The sequence below is a fragment of the Variovorax sp. UC122_21 genome (assembly GCF_044056785.1).
In the GTDB taxonomy this organism is placed as follows: Bacteria; Pseudomonadota; Gammaproteobacteria; order Burkholderiales; family Burkholderiaceae_C; genus Variovorax.
On the sequence record NZ_CP172004.1, the window covers coordinates 1898301 to 1913061 of the forward strand.

A 14761-nucleotide genomic window follows, 5' to 3' on the forward strand; every position below is an offset into this window, starting at 1 on the left:
GATCTTAGGCGGCGCCGGCCCGGCTGGCCATCGCATCGGTGGCGATCGCCAGCTTCCACAGGCGCAGGGCGCGGGCCGCGAAGACGCCGCTGAAGGCGCCGTACAGCACGGGGATCGCGACCGCGAACACGCTGTCGTGGCGCAGCTCGGGGTGCATGACCAGCGCCACGCCGACCACATACTTGGTGAAGAAGATGCCCATCATCAGCGCCAGCGGCACCGCGCTGCCGGCCAGGTGGAAGCGGCGCTCGTCGGCCTCGTAGCGGGTGCTCGCGGGCAGCGGGCGCCGCAGCACCAGCGCGATCATCACGGCCGCGGCGGCGGCCCAGCCGAGCAGGGCGCCGAGCGAATCGCCGAAGGCCGAGGCCACGCCCATCAGCGACAGCGCGCCCATCGCGATCGGCATCAGCGTGATGCGCGTCAGGCCCACGCTGCCCGACAGCAGCTGCTTGCTGCCGAGCCACACCAGCAGCGCGAAGACGGCGAACACCCGACTTGGGCGTGTGAAGAAGGATCTGGATCAGCATGGGAGGACTCCTGGATCGGGTGAGGGTTGGAAGGTGGACGAAGGGTTCGGGACAAAGGATCGCGGCCCGGTGGCGTTGGAGCGGACTGTGCCGGCCCCCTCGCGGGACTGCCACGGTGTTGCGATGAAATGCGACGCCGGCGGCGCGAAGTGCCTGCGGGCGGCGCGAAATGCGCGAGGCTTCGAGCGACGCGAGGACGGCGCGCCCTCCTGCGGCAAGCGGGGAACGCGGCTTTTACCGCCCGTTTACGGCACAGCAAACTCTGCATACACCTTTTGGCGCTGTACTCTAGGCCGCACCCGATCAGGCTCTCTTCTCTCTCCCATGGATCCCCAAACGCCTCCCGAACCCCTGCCGGCCACCGTGTCGCCCACGCATCCCCAGGTCCGTCGCCGCCGCTGGTTCGGCAGCCTGATCGCGCTGATCCTGCTCGTGGCGCTCGGCGCCGGCGCCTGGTACCTGGTGCAGCGCTCGAAGACGCCGGTGGCCGGTCCCGGCGCCGGACCGGGTGGCCCCGGCGGGCCCGGTGGCCCGGGCGGGCGGCGCGGCGGTGGCGGCGGTGCCGCCTCCAGCACCGTCGGCACCGCGACCGCGCGGCAGGCCGACATCCCGATCCAGCTCGAGGCGCTCGGCACCGTCACGCCGCTGGCCAACGTCACGGTGCAGCCGCAGGTCTCGGGCGTGCTCACGCAGGTGCTGTTCCAGGAAGGGCAGATGGTCAAGAAGGGCGACGTGCTCGCCACCATCGACCCGCAGCCCTACGAGAACGCGCTGGCCCAGGCCACCGGCGCGCGCCAGCGCGACGAGGCGCAGCTCGCCGCGGCGCGCGTCACCTTGCAGCGCTACCAGACCCTGCTGGGCCAGGACTCGATCGCGCGCCAGGACGTCGACACCCAGAGCGCGCTGGTCAAGCAGCTCGAGGGCACGGTCGCGATCGACCGCGCCAACGAGAACAGCGCGCGGCTGAACCTGACCTGGACCCGCATCGCGGCGCCGGTCGGCGGCCGCATCGGCCTGCGGCCGGTGGACGTGGCAACTACGTCTCGACCGGCACCAGCGGCGGCATCGCCGTCATCACCCAGATCGCGCCGATCGACGTCGTGTTCTCGGTGCCGCAGGACCGCGTGCCCGAGGTGCAGCAGCGCCTCGCCGCCGGCGCCAAGCTGCCCGCCACCGCCTTCGACCGCACGCGCGTCAAGCAACTCGCCACCGGCACTTTCTCGACGCTCGACAACCTGGTCGACACCCAGACCGGCACGGTCAAGGCCAAGGCGCGCTTCGTCAATGCCGACGGCGCGCTGTTCCCGAACCAGTTCGTCAACCTGCGCCTGCTGCTGCGCACCGTGACCAGCGCCGTGGTGGTGCCGGTGACGGCGATGCGCAACGGCCCGAACGGCGACTACGTCTACGTGCTGAACGCCGACAACACGGTGTCGCAGCGCGTGGTGACGCGCGGCGAATCGAGCGTCGACAACATCGCGGTGACCGCCGGCCTGAATGCCGGCGAGGTGGTCGTGACCGAGGGCGGCGACCGCCTGAAGGACGGCGCGCGCGTGCAGACCCAGGCCGACCGGCCCGCGGTCGCGCCCGGCGCCGCCGCCAATGGGCAGCAACGCGGCGGGCGGCGCCAGCGCGAAGGTGCGCAGGGCGGTGCCCAGGGTGCGCATGGCGGGCAGGGCGCGCATGGCGGCCAGGGCGGTCAGGCACCGGCCGGTGGCAACGCCGCGCCCGCGCCGGGCACGGCACCCGCCGCTCCGGCAACGGCCCCAGCGGCCGCACCCGCCACCGGCGCCCAGCCGGCAGCACCCGCCGCCGCGCCGGCCGCCGCGGCTCCCAAGCTCCCCACCGCCGAGCAGCGCCAGCGCATGCTCGACGCCGCCAAGGACGATCCCGAGCAGCTCGAGCGCCGCAAGCGTTTCCTCGAACAGCTCGACCGTGGCGACCCCGCCGCGCTCGAACGCTGGCAGCGCATGGCCGAACGCCAGGGCCAGGGTGGCCAGGGCGGGCAGGGCGAAGGCCGCCGCCAGGCGCCGCAAGGCCAATGACGCGCCGGCCCTCCGCCTCGGCATCTCCCGCCGCGCCGCCCGCAGCGCCCTCGACGACGAATTGAATCCATGAGCCCTTCACGCCCGTTCATCCTGCGGCCGGTGGCGACCTCGCTGCTGATGGTCGCCATCGTGCTGGCCGGCCTGGTGGCGTTCCGCTTCCTGCCGCTGTCGGCGCTGCCGCAGGTCGACTACCCGACGATCCAGGTCCAGACGCTCTACCCGGGGCGCCAGCCCCGAGGTGATGAGCAACACCGTCACCGCGCCGCTCGAACGCCAGTTCGGCCAGATGTCGGGGCTCGACCGCATGAGCTCCACCAGCGCGGCGGGCGTGTCGATCATCACGCTGCAGTTCACGCTGGGCCAGACGCTCGACGTGGCCGAGCAGGAGGTGCAGGCCGCGATCAACGCCGGCGGCTCGCTGCTGCCGGCCGACCTGCCGGCACCGCCGGTCTATGCCAAGGTCAACCCGGCCGACGCGCCGGTGCTCACGCTGGCGATCACCTCCGACACCCTGCCGCTGACCGAGGTGCAGAACCTCGTCAACACGCGGCTCGCGCAGAAGATCAGCCAGGTCTCGGGCGTGGGGCTGGTGTCGCTCAGCGGCGGCCAGCGGCCCGCGGTGCGCATCCAGGCCAACACCCAGGCACTGGCGGCCAACGGCATCGGCCTCGACGCGCTGCGCACCGCGATCAGCGCGGCCAACTCCAACGGCGCCAAGGGCAGCTTCGACGGCCCGAAGCGCGCCTACACCATCAACTCGAACGACCAGCTGCTCACGGTCGACGACTACAAGAACCTGATCGTCTCGTACAAGAACGGCGCGCCGATCCGCATGGTCGACGTGGCGCGCGTGGTCAACAGCGCCGAGAACAACCAGCTCGGCGCCTGGGCCGGCACCAAGGCCGACGGCGATGCCGAGGGCACGCTCACGCCCGCGATCATCCTCAACGTGCAGCGCCAGCCCGGCGCCAACGTGATCGCCACCGTCAACGCCATCAAGGCGCAGCTGCCCGAGCTGCAGGCCGGCATGCCCGCGGGCCTCAAGGTCGAGGTGCTGAGCGACCGCACGGCCGGCATCCGCTCGTCGGTCGAGCACGTGCAGATGGAGCTGGTGCTCGCCGTGGTGCTGGTGGTGCTGGTGATCTTCGCCTTCCTCGGCAGCCTGCGCGCCACCGTCATCGCCAGCATCGCGGTGCCGATCTCGCTGATCGGCACCTTCGGCCTGATGTACCTGCTGGGCTACAGCCTCAACAACCTGAGCCTGATGGCGCTGACCATCGCCACCGGCTTCGTGGTGGACGACGCGATCGTGATGATCGAGAACATCGCGCGCTACATCGAGGAGGGCGAGAAGCCCTTGCAGGCCGCGTTCAAGGGCGCCACCCAGATCGGCTTCACCATCATCTCGCTGACGGTCTCGCTGATCGCGGTGCTGATCCCTCTGCTGTTCATGGGCGACGTGGTCGGCCGGCTGTTCCGCGAGTTCGCGGTCACGCTGGCGATCACGATCCTGATCTCGGCCGTGGTGTCGCTCACGCTGGTGCCGATGATGTCGGCGCGCTGGCTCAAGCACGAACCCAAGCGCGACCCCGCCAGCCACGGCATCGCCGCGCGCGCGCAGCGCTTCTTCGACGGCGTGATGACGCGCTACGACCGCTCGCTGCACTGGGTCATCGACCACCAGGCGCTGACGCTGCTGGTCGCGCTGCTCACCCTGCTGCTGACGGTGGCGCTCTACCTCTCGATCCCCAAGGGCCTGTTCCCGACCCAGGACACGGGCCAGCTGCAGGCGCGCATCGAGGCCGCGCAGGACGTCTCGTTCGACCGCATGTCGCAGCTGCAGCAGCAGGCCGCGCGCGCTGTGCTGGCCGACCCCGACGTCGAGAACCTCAGTTCCTTCGTCGGCGTCGACGCCGCCAACAACACCATGCTGCACACCGGCAGCATGCTGATCAACCTGCGCCGCGGCCACGACAACCAGCAGGAGGTGATGGACCGCCTGCGCGAGCGCGTGCGCGGCGTGGCCGGCGTGACGCTCTACCTGCAGCCCACGCAGGACCTGACCATCGACGCCGAGACCGGCCCCACGCAGTACCCGGGCCTCGCTCGAGGGCGTGGACAGCGCCGCCATCACCGGCTGGATGCAGCAGCTGGTGGCGAAGCTGCAGGCCGAGCATGGCGACAAGGTGCGCAACGTCAGCAGCGATGCCGGCGCGCAGGGCCTCGCGGCCTTCGTCAACGTGAACCGCGACACCGCGGCGCGGCTGTCGATCACCGCGAGCACGGTCGACGATGCGCTCTACAGCGCCTTCGGCCAGCGCATCGTCTCGACCATCTTCACCGAGACCAACCAGTACCGCGTGATCCTCGAGGCGCAGCCCGGCATGGTGAACACGCCGCAGACGCTGGGGCAACTGAACCTGATCGCGGGCTCGGGCACGGCGACGCCGCTCTCGGCCATCGCGGACATCAGCGAGCGGCAGGCGCCGCTGCAGATCACGCACGTGGCGCAGTACCCGGCGAGCACGCTGAACTTCGATACCGCGCCGGGTGTGGCGCTGGGGTCGGCGGTCGACACGATCCGTGCGACGGCGAAGGAGATCGGGTTGCCCAAGAGCATCACGATGACCTTTCTCGGGGCCTCGGGGGCTTACGAGAAATCGCTGTCGAACCAGCTGTGGCTGATCCTGGCGGCGGTGGTGTGCGTGTACATCGTGCTGGGGGTGCTGTACGAGAGCTACGTGCATCCGCTGACGATTCTGTCGACCTTGCCATCCGCGGGGGGTGGGGGCGTTGCTGGCGTTGATGGTGACGGGCAACGACCTGGGGGTGATCGGGATCATCGGGATCATCCTGCTGATCGGGATCGTGAAGAAGAACGCGATCATGATGATCGACTTTGCGATCGATGCGGAGCGCACGGAGGGCAAGTCGCCTCGGGAGGCGATTCATCAGGCGGCGTTGTTGCGGTTTCGGCCTATCTTGATGACTACGCTGGCGGCTCTGTTTGCTGCTGTGCCCTTGATGTTCAGTTTTCGGGGATGGGGCTGAGCTGCGGCGTCCTTTGGGGTTGGCTATTTTTGGGGGGTTGATCGTTAGTCAGTTGCTGACTTTGTTCACTACGCCTGTTATTTATTTGGCGTTTGATCGGTTGGGTGGGGCTCGGCGGTCTGGGGTGGTTGAGGAGGAGGTGGTTTGAGCTCTCCTCTGGTTCTTGGTGGTTTTGTTTTTGCGTTCCCTGCGGGGCTGTCGGCCGGGAATTCGCCCCGGCGGGCGAGTCACTTTCTTTTGCTTCGCCAAAAGAAAGTAACCAAAGAAAAGGCGACCCCACTGTCTGTGTCCCTCCGCTTCGCTACGGGCAACCTGCGGTGCTCGGCTACGGCGGGGGTCCGCAGAACTCTCTGCACTTCGTTCCGCTCAGACAGCTGCGGCCCTTATCCCGCCTACGCCTGCGCTCCTCGGCACAGCCAGAGGGGAGTGGTTCGGGCCATCGCTGCGCTCGGCCACACGACATCCACTCGGGCCTTCGCTTCGCTCGGCCGTTGTCTTGCTCCCTCTCCCTCTGGGAGAGGGCTGGGGTGAGGGCCCCGGGCGGTGGATACCGTCAGACCCTTGGTAAGCCCGGTGCCCTCACCCTAACCCTCTCCCAGAGGGAGAGGGAACAAGAAAAACACAAGGCCGAGCGAAGCGATGGCCCGAGCCGCATTCCAAGGCCGAGCGAAGCAAAGGCCCGACCCACCCCCTCTGGCTGCGCCGAGGAGCGCAGCGTTTTGCGGATCAGGGCTCGCAGCTGTTTGAGCGAAGCGAGTTCTGCGAGACCCCGCGAAACGCGAGCACCGCAGGTTGCCGCAGCTTCGCTGCGGGTCGCAGACAGTGGGGTCGCCTTCTTTTGCTTACTTTTCTTGGCGAGACAAGAAAAGTGAGTCGCCCGCCGGGGCGAGACCCGGCCTACGCCCTCTGCAAGAGGCAGACCGGCAGCAAGCCAACACACCAAAGCAGGGAATCGAAGCAGGAGGCAAGAGATGAACCTCTCCCGCCCCTTCGTCCGCCGCCCCATAGGCACAGTCCTCCTGACCATCGGCGTCGCCCTGGCAGGCATCGCAGCCTTCTTCGTCCTCCCGGTATCCCCATTACCGCAAGTCGACTACCCCGTCATCTCGGTCCGCGCCTCCATCCCCGGCGCCAGCCCCGAGACCATGGCCACGAGCGTCGCCACGCCCCTCGAACGCCATCTGGGCACCATCGCCGGCGTCAACGAGATGACCTCGACCAGCTCGGTCGGCTCCACCCGCGTCACCCTGCAGTTCGACCTCAGCCGCAACATCGACGGCGCCGCGCGCGAAGTGCAGGCCGCGATCAACGCGAGCCGCGTCGACCTGCCCGCCACCCTGCGAAGCAACCCGACCTACCGCAAGGCCAACCCGGCCTCGTCGCCGGTCATCATCCTGGCGCTGACCTCCAAGACCAAGACCCCGGGCCAGATCTACGACGCCGTGTCGAACATCGTGAGCCAGCGGCTGTCGCAGGTCGACGGCGTGGGCGACGTGGAGATCGGCGGCGGGTCGCTGCCGGCCGTGCGCATCGAGCTGCTGCCGTTCGCGCTCAACCGCTACGGCATCAGCACCGAGGACGTGCGCGCCGCGATCCAGGCCTCGAACGCCAACCGGCCCGAGGGCATGGTGCAGGGCGACGGGCGCAAGCTGCAGGTCTACACCCAGACGCCGGCGCTGCGCGCGAGCGACTACGCCTCGATGCTGGTGGCCTGGCGCAACGGCGCGGCGGTGCGGCTGGCCGACGTGGCCGAGGTCTACGACGGCGTCGAGGACACGCGCACGCTGGGGCTGTTCAACGGCGAGCCGGCGGTGATCGTGCTGATCACGCGCCAGCCCTCGGCCAACATCATCGAGACCGTCGACGGCGTGCGCGCGCTGCTGCCCGAGCTGCAGGCGCAGCTGCCGCCCGACGTCGAGCTGCGCGTGGCCTCCGACAGCACCAGCTCGATCCGCGCCTCGCTGCATGAAGTGGAATTCACGCTGGTGGCCTCGGTGCTGCTGGTGGTGCTGGTGGTCAGCCTGTTCCTGCGCAGCGCGCGTGCCACGGTGGTGCCCGCGGTGGCCACGGTGGTCGCGCTGCTCGGCACCTTCGGCGTGATGTACCTGCTGGGCTTCAGCCTCAACAACCTGAGCCTGATGGCGCTCACGGTGGCCACGGGCTTCGTGGTCGACGACGCGATCGTGGTGCTCGAGAACACCAGCCGCCACATCGAGGCCGGCATGACGCGCATGAAGGCCGCGCTGCTCGGCGCCAAGGAAGTGGGCTTCACGGTGCTGTCGATCAGCGTGTCGCTGGTGGCGGTGTTCATCCCGCTGCTGTTCATGGGCGGCCAGGTCGGGCGGCTGTTCCGCGAGTTCGCGGTCACGCTGTCGGCGGCGGTGATGATCTCGCTGGTCATCTCGCTGACCACCACGCCGATGATGTGCGCCTGGCTGCTCAAGCGCGGCGGCGAGGCCGACCAATCCAAGCCGCGCGGGCGCTTCGCGCGCTGGTCGGAACGCGGCTACGAGTGGGTGCTCAAGCGCTACGAGGTCAGCCTCGACTGGGCGCTCGACAGCAAGGCGCTGGTGGCGCTGATCCTGCTGGCGGTGATCGGGCTCAACGTCTACCTGTTCAGCGCCGCGCCCAAGGGCTTCTTCCCGCAGCAGGACAGCGGCCAGCTCAACGGCGGCCTGCGCGCCGACCAGAGCATCTCCTCGCAGGCGCTCGCGGCCAAGCTGCGCGAGGTGGTCGACATCATCCGGCGCGATCCGGCGGTCGACACCGTCACGGGCTTCATCGGCGGCTCGCGCGCGGGTGGCGGCTTCATGTTCGTCAACCTCAAGCCCGCGAACCAGCGCACCGAGAGCGGCATGGCCGTGATCGCGCGGCTGCGTCCGCAGCTCAACCAGGTGACCGGCCTGCGCGTGTTCCTCAACACGGTGCAGGACGTGCGCTCGGGCGGGCGCTCGAGCAACTCCACCTACCAGTACACGCTCAAGAGCGACAACCTGGCCGACCTGCGCACCTGGGCCGGCAAGCTGGCCGACGAGCTGCGGCTGCAGCCGAACCTCACGGACATCGACACCGACCAGGACCAGAACGGCGTCGAGACGGTGGCCGAGGTCGATCCCGACAGCGCGCGCCGGCTCGGCCTGACCTCGCAGGCGGTGGACAACGCGCTCTACAACGCCTTTGGCCAGCGCCAGGTGGCGACCATCTACACCGAGCTCAACCAGTACCACGTGGTGATGGAATGGGCGCCGCGCTACACGCGCAGCCCGAACTCGCTGCGCGACGTCTACGTGCCGGCCACGCGCACCTCGGTGGTGGCGGGCCAGACCGTGACCACGCAGGTGGCGGCCAACGGCACCACCAACCAGTCGACCTCGGTCGCCACCAACAACACGGCCACCGGTGCGAAGACCGGCACCGCGTCGACCGCCTCGAGCACCACGCCCACGGTGCCGGTGTCGGCCAACGCGGGCTCGCGCAATGCCTCCACCGGCAACGTGCTGAGCAACACGCCGACCTCGCTGGTGCCGCTGTCCTCGGTGGCGAAGTTCGTCGAGCGCTCGGTCGCGACCTCGGTCAGCCACGAGGACGGCGAGCTCGCCACCACGATCTCGTTCAACCTGGCCGATGGCGCCAACCTCGGCGACGCGCGCGAGGCGATCGCCAAGGCCGAGGCCAACATCGCGATGCCGATCAACGTGCGCGGCGCCTTCGCGGGCACGGCGCTCGCGGCGCAGCAGTCGCAGGGCCAGCAGGCGATGCTGATCCTGGCGGCGCTGGTGGTCATCTACATCGTGCTGGGCATCCTCTACGAGAGCCTGGTGCACCCGATCACCGTGCTGTCGACCCTGCCCTCGGCCGGCGTGGGCGCGGTGCTGGCGCTGCTGATGTTCCGCATGGAGTTCTCCATCATCGCGCTGATCGGCGTGTTCCTGCTGATCGGCATCGTGAAGAAGAACGCCATCCTGATCATCGACTTCGCGCTCGAGGCCGAGCGCTCGCGCGGCCTGAGCCCGCTCGAGGCGGTGCGCGAGGCCTGCCTGCTGCGCTTCCGCCCGATCCTCATGACCACGCTGGCGGCTGCGCTCGGCGCGCTGCCGCTGGCGATCGGCTTCGGCGAGGGCGCCGAGCTGCGCCGGCCGCTGGGCGTGGCGATCATCGGCGGCCTGATCGCCAGCCAGGTGCTGACCCTGCTGACCACGCCGGTGGTCTACCTGCTGCTCGACAAGCTGCGCCGCCGCGGCGCCGACGAGAGCCACCTGAGCCGCACGATGGAGGTCCAGCCATGACCGCAACGACAACGACACCACGGCCCGCACGCGCCGTCCGAAGAATGCCCGCCTTCCTGTTCCAGACCCCTTTCTTCCCGCAGCGCATCGCGCTGGCCGCGACGCTCGCCGCGCTGCTCGCGGGCTGCGCCGTCGGGACCGGCCTACCAGGTGCCCGCCGCCGTGTCGCCCGCGGGCTGGAAGGAACAGAAGACCGCCGAGGGCTGGCTGCCGGCCGCGCCGGCCGACACGCTCGAGCGCGGCGAATGGTGGAAGCTCTTCGGCGATCCGGTGCTCGACGAGCTCGCGGGCCGGGTGCAGGTGTCGAACCAGAACATCGCGGCCGCGGTCGCCAACTACGCGCAGGCCCAGGCGCTGGTGCGCGGCGAGCGCGCGGCGCTGTTCCCCTCGGTCTCGCTGAGCGGCAACGGCAGGCGCAGCGGCAACACCCGGCGGCGACAGCAATGCCTCGAACGCCTTCTCGGCCACGCTCGCGGCCGACTGGTCGCCCGACGTCTGGGGCCGGCTGCGCGCGGCGGTCAGCAGCGCGCAGGCCAATGCGCAGGCCAGCGAGGCCGACCTCGCGGCCGCGCGGCTGTCGGCGGTCGGCGAGCTGGCCACCAACTACTTCTCGCTGCGCGAGGCCGATGCCGAGATGGTGCTGCTCGACGAGACCATCGAGGGCTACCAGCGCGCCTACGAGATCACCAACAACCGCTACCAGGCCGGCATCGCCGCGCAGACCGACGTGCTGCAGGCGCAGACCCAGCTCGTGAACGCGCGCGCCGACCGCGTCGGCCTGCAGCGCACGCGCGCCACCTACGAGCATGCGATCGCGGTGCTGGTGGGCGCGGCGCCGGCCGACTTCAGCCTGCCGGCCGCCAAGTGGACGCCGACCGTGCCGGGCGTGCCGACCGGCGTGCCCTCGACGCTGCTGCAGCGCCGGCCCGACATCGCGGCCGCCGAGCGCTCGGTGGCCGCGGCCAATGCGCAGATCGGCATCGCGCGCGCGGCCTACTTCCCGAACTTCGGCCTCAATGCCTCGGTGGGCAGCAACGCGAGCAAGATCAAGGACCTGTTCAATGCCTCGAACACGCTGTGGGCGCTCGGGCTGTCGGTGGCGCAGGTGGTGTTCGACGCGGGCGCCATCGGCGCCAACGTCGACGCGGCCAAGGCCAGCCACGAAGCGGCCGTGGCGCGCTACCGCCAGACCGTGCTGACGGCCTTCCAGGCGGTCGAGGACCAGCTCAGCGCGGGCGCCACGCTGGCCCAGCAGGAGGGCCTGCGGCGCGAGGCCTCGGCCGCGGCCGACAAGACCGAGCAGCAGCTGCTCAACCGCTACCGCGCGGCGCAGGTCGGCTACACCGAGGTCGTGACCGCGCAGGTCGCCGCGCTCAACGCGCGGCGCTCGCTGGTGCAGCTGCAGGTCAACCGCCAGTCGTCGGCGATCGCGCTGATCCAGGCGCTCGGTGGCGGCTGGCAGGCCGAGTGGCTCGCGGACGCGGGCACGCAGCCGGCCGCGCGCTGATCGCGCTCAGCCGCCGCGCGCCACCGGCGGCACCAGGTACGCGCCCGACTCGAACAGCTGCGTCTCGGCCTGGTCGATGCGTCGGATCACGGCCTTGCCCGCGCGGCTCGCGAGCAGCTCGACCAGCGCCTCGGCCACGGCCACGCCCGCGGCCACCGAGGGGAAGAACGAGGGGCTGTGGATGGTGAAAAGCAGCGTCTCGTCGGCGCGCAGCGAGAGCGGTGAGCCGAGGCTGTCGGTCAGCGCCACGATGCGGCTGCCCGCGGCCTTGGCGGCCTCGGCCACCTGCAGGGCCTCGCGCGAGTAGGGCGCGAAGCTCGCGATCAGCACCACGTCGCCGCGCCCGAAGGCGCGCTGCTGCATCTCGAGCGTGCCGCCCTGGCCGTCGACCAGGTGCACGCTGGCGCGAAAGAGCCGGTACACGTAGACGAAGGAGAAGGCGATCGGGTAGCAGGCGCGAAAGCCGGCCGCGTGCACCGCGGGTGCCTTCTCCATCAGCGCGCAGACCTTCTGCAGCGCCTGTTCGCTCTGCTGCTGCGTGGCCTCGAGGTTGCGGCGCTGCACCTCGAACATCTCGCCGGTCAGGCCCCGGTCGCGCGCGCGGCCCACGAGCTGCTGCGCGCGTGCGCCGTAGGCCTCCGTGCCCAGGCCCATGTCGGTCGCGAAGGCGGCCTTGAGCTGCGGCCAGCCGTCGAAGCCCAGTGTCTGGGCGAAGCGCACCAGCGTGGCGGGCGTGCTCTGCGCGAGCGTGCCGATGCCGCGCATCGAGCCCGTGACCACCTCGTTCGGATGGTCGAGCACGTAGCGCGCCACCTGCTGCAGGGCGGGGCTCAGCTTGTCGAAGCGCTGGCGGATCTGGTCTCTGGCGCCCATGGCGTCGTTCCTCTTCTTTGGCGTTGGAACAAATGTACCGGAGGCGTGACCGCTGTTCCGGGCCGGGGCTGGAACAGGCGAAACGAGCGGAACGGTTGACGGAACAAATGTTCCGAGAAATAATTTGCCCGAAACGTTGGTTCCAGTCTCCATCCGCCCGTACTCACGCCATGACGCACGTCTTCCACCGCCATCTCCGCCAGACCCCGCCCGTCGCCACGGGCTCGCACGGCCTCTACATCCGCGACGCCGAGGGCCGCGAATACCTCGATGCCTCGGGCGGCGCGGCCGTGTCCTCGCTGGGCCATGCGCATCCCGAGGTGCTGGCCGCGATGCATGCGCAGATCGACCGGCTGGCCTATGCCCACACCAGCTTCTTCACCAGCGAGGTGGCCGAGCGCCTGGCCGACGAGCTGATCGGCGCGGCGCCCGAAGGCATGAGCCATGCCTACCTCGTGAGCGGCGGTTCCGAGGCGGTGGAGGCCGCGCTCAAGATGGCGCGCCAGTACTTCGTCGAGATCGGCCAGCCGCAGCGCACCCACTTCATCGCGCGGCGCCAGAGCTACCACGGCAACACGCTGGGCGCGCTCGCGGTCGGCGGCAATGCCTGGCGGCGCGAGCCCTTCGCGCCGATCCTGGTGCCGGCCACGCACGTGTCGCCCTGCTATCCCTACCGCGAGCAGCGCGCCGACGAGAGCCCGGCGCAGTACGGCCAGCGGCTCGCGAACGAGCTCGAGGCCGCCATCCTTGCGCAGGGCGCCGACCGCGTGATCGCCTTCGTCGCCGAGACCGTGGGCGGCGCCACCGCCGGCGTGCTGGTGCCGGTGCCGGGCTACTTCCAGGCGGTGCGCGCGGTCTGCGACAAGTACGGCGTGCTGCTGATCCTCGACGAGGTGATGTGCGGCATGGGCCGCACCGGCACGTTGCATGCCTGCGAGCAGGAGGGCGTGGTGCCCGACCTGATGACCATCGCCAAGGGCCTGGGCGGCGGCTACCAGCCGGTGGGCGCGGTGCTCGCGCAGCGCCGGGTGGTCGATGCGATGTCGCGCGGAAGCGGCTTCTTCCAGCACGGCCACACCTACCTCGGCCATCCGATGGCCTGCGCGGCCGCGCTCGCGGTGCAGCAGACGATCCGGCGCGAGGGCCTGGTCGCGAAGGTGCGCGAGGACGGCACGGCCTTCGGCGCGATGCTGGCCGAGGCGCTCGGCGCGCATCCGCATGTGGGCGACATCCGCGGTCGCGGCTTCTTCTGGGGCCTCGAACTCGTGGCCGAGCGCGCGGGCAAGACGCCCTTCGATCCCGCGTTGAAGCTGCATGCGGCCGTCAAGAAGGAGGCGATGGCGCGCGGGCTGCTGTGCTATCCCTTCGGCGGCACGGTCGACGGCCGCCAGGGCGACCACGTGCTGCTCGCGCCGCCGTTCATCGCCACGCGCGAGGAGCTGCGCGAGATCGCCGCGCGGCTCGCGGATGCCGTCGACGCGGTCACGCGCCGCGCCGCGGGCTGAGTCCGCGCTTCTTCCTTCCCTTTTTCTTCCACCCGCCGTACCGAGGAGCACCTCCATGCCCAAGCCACGCCTGCCGTTTTCCTTCTTTCTGCTCGCCGCCTTCCTCGCGCTGCCGGCGCTTTCCGCGAGCGCGCAGGAGAACGACACCCTCGCCAAGATCAAGGCCAGCGGCGCCATCACCTTCGGCTACCGCGAGTCCTCGTTCGGCTTCTCGTACCTCGATGCCAACCTCAAGCCGGTCGGCTACAGCATCGAGATCTGCAAGCGCATCGTGGAGGCGGTGAAGAGCGAACTCAAGATGCCGGCGATCGAGATCCGCTACCAGGCCGTGACCTCGGCCAACCGCATCCCGCTGGTGCAGAACGGCACGGTCGACATCGAGTGCGGCTCCACCACCAACCTGGTCGAACGCCAGAAGCTGGTGGCCTTCTCGCCCGACATCTTCCGCTACAACGTGCGCATGCTGGTGAAGGCCGATTCGGGCATCAGGAGCATCGCCGACCTGCAGGGCAAGACGGTGGCGACCACCACCGGCACCACCTCGTTCCGGCTGCTGCGCGAGGCCGACAAGGGCAAGAACCTCGAGGTCACGAGCCTCGGCGGCAAGGACCACAGCGACTCCTTCCTGCTGGTGGAGAGCGGCCGCGCGCAGGCCTTCGTGCTCGACGACATCCTGCTGGCCGGCCAGCTCGCGAATGCGCGCAACCCGAAGGACTTCCTGATCACCGGCGAGAGCCTGCGCACCGAGAACCAGTCGCTGATGTTCCGCAAGGACGATCCGGCCTTCAAGGCCATCGTCGACCGCGTGGTCTCGGGCATGATGAAGTCCGGCGAGATGGAGGCGCTCTACGGCAAGTGGTTCACCTCGCCCATTCCGCCCAAGGGCATCAACATCAACTACCCGCTCAACGCCGAGACGAAGGAAGCTTTCGCCAATCCCTCGTCGAAGGGCATCTGAGCCGCA

At 69.9% G+C, this 14761-nt stretch carries 5 protein-coding genes and 3 pseudogenes; 6 read left to right on the plus strand and 2 right to left on the minus strand.

Annotation, left to right across the window (positions count from 1 at the left end; all coding sequences use genetic code 11):
- Positions 1–4 precede the first annotated feature (4 nt).
- On the minus strand, positions 5–490 hold the full coding sequence (locus ACHMXE_RS21385) for a DUF6622 family protein (protein WP_395351165.1): 486 nt from the start codon (positions 488–490) through the stop codon (positions 5–7).
- A 361-nt stretch (positions 491–851) separates the two neighbouring features.
- Between ACHMXE_RS21385 and ACHMXE_RS21390 the strand changes: the two are divergent.
- The 4 genes and pseudogenes from ACHMXE_RS21390 (at position 852) to ACHMXE_RS21405 (ending at position 11419) form a co-directional block, all read left to right on the plus strand.
- Positions 852–2572 (plus strand): annotated as a pseudogene (locus ACHMXE_RS21390) (efflux RND transporter periplasmic adaptor subunit).
- A 69-nt stretch (positions 2573–2641) separates the two neighbouring features.
- Positions 2642–5774, plus strand: a pseudogene (locus tag ACHMXE_RS21395) (efflux RND transporter permease subunit).
- 823 nt (positions 5775–6597) lie between these two features.
- Entirely contained in the window at positions 6598–9912 is a 3315-nt protein-coding gene (locus ACHMXE_RS21400; RefSeq protein ID WP_395351166.1) for an efflux RND transporter permease subunit, read from the plus strand.
- 44 nt (positions 9913–9956) lie between these two features.
- A pseudogene (locus tag ACHMXE_RS21405) lies at positions 9957–11419 on the plus strand (efflux transporter outer membrane subunit).
- 6 nt (positions 11420–11425) lie between these two features.
- On the opposite strand, the gene ACHMXE_RS21410 reads toward ACHMXE_RS21405, so the two are convergent.
- Positions 11426–12292, minus strand: coding sequence for a MurR/RpiR family transcriptional regulator (locus ACHMXE_RS21410; RefSeq protein ID WP_395351167.1), 867 nt, complete (start codon positions 12290–12292; stop codon positions 11426–11428).
- A gap of 170 nt (positions 12293–12462) precedes the next feature.
- Between ACHMXE_RS21410 and ACHMXE_RS21415 the strand changes: the two genes are divergently transcribed.
- Positions 12463–13797: an aspartate aminotransferase family protein gene (locus ACHMXE_RS21415; RefSeq protein WP_395351168.1), complete on the plus strand. Its 1335-nt coding sequence runs from the start codon at positions 12463–12465 to the stop codon at positions 13795–13797.
- Positions 13798–13852: 55 nt separating this feature from the next.
- The gene (locus tag ACHMXE_RS21420; RefSeq protein ID WP_395351169.1) at positions 13853–14755 is read left to right on the plus strand and encodes an amino acid ABC transporter substrate-binding protein; all 903 of its coding nucleotides are present in this window, start codon (positions 13853–13855) and stop codon (positions 14753–14755) included.
- The last annotated feature ends 6 nt before the right edge of the window (positions 14756–14761 follow it).

What these genes read in the sequence shown, in the direction of transcription:
- ACHMXE_RS21400 (WP_395351166.1), top strand. Translation starts at nt 6,598, where the DNA reads ATGAACCTCTCCCGCCCCTTCGTCCGCCGCCCCATAGGCACAGTCCTC.
- ACHMXE_RS21410 (WP_395351167.1), bottom strand. Translation starts at nt 12,292, where the DNA reads ATGGGCGCCAGAGACCAGATCCGCCAGCGCTTCGACAAGCTGAGCCCC.
- ACHMXE_RS21415 (WP_395351168.1), top strand. Translation starts at nt 12,463, where the DNA reads ATGACGCACGTCTTCCACCGCCATCTCCGCCAGACCCCGCCCGTCGCC.
- ACHMXE_RS21420 (WP_395351169.1), top strand. Translation starts at nt 13,853, where the DNA reads ATGCCCAAGCCACGCCTGCCGTTTTCCTTCTTTCTGCTCGCCGCCTTC.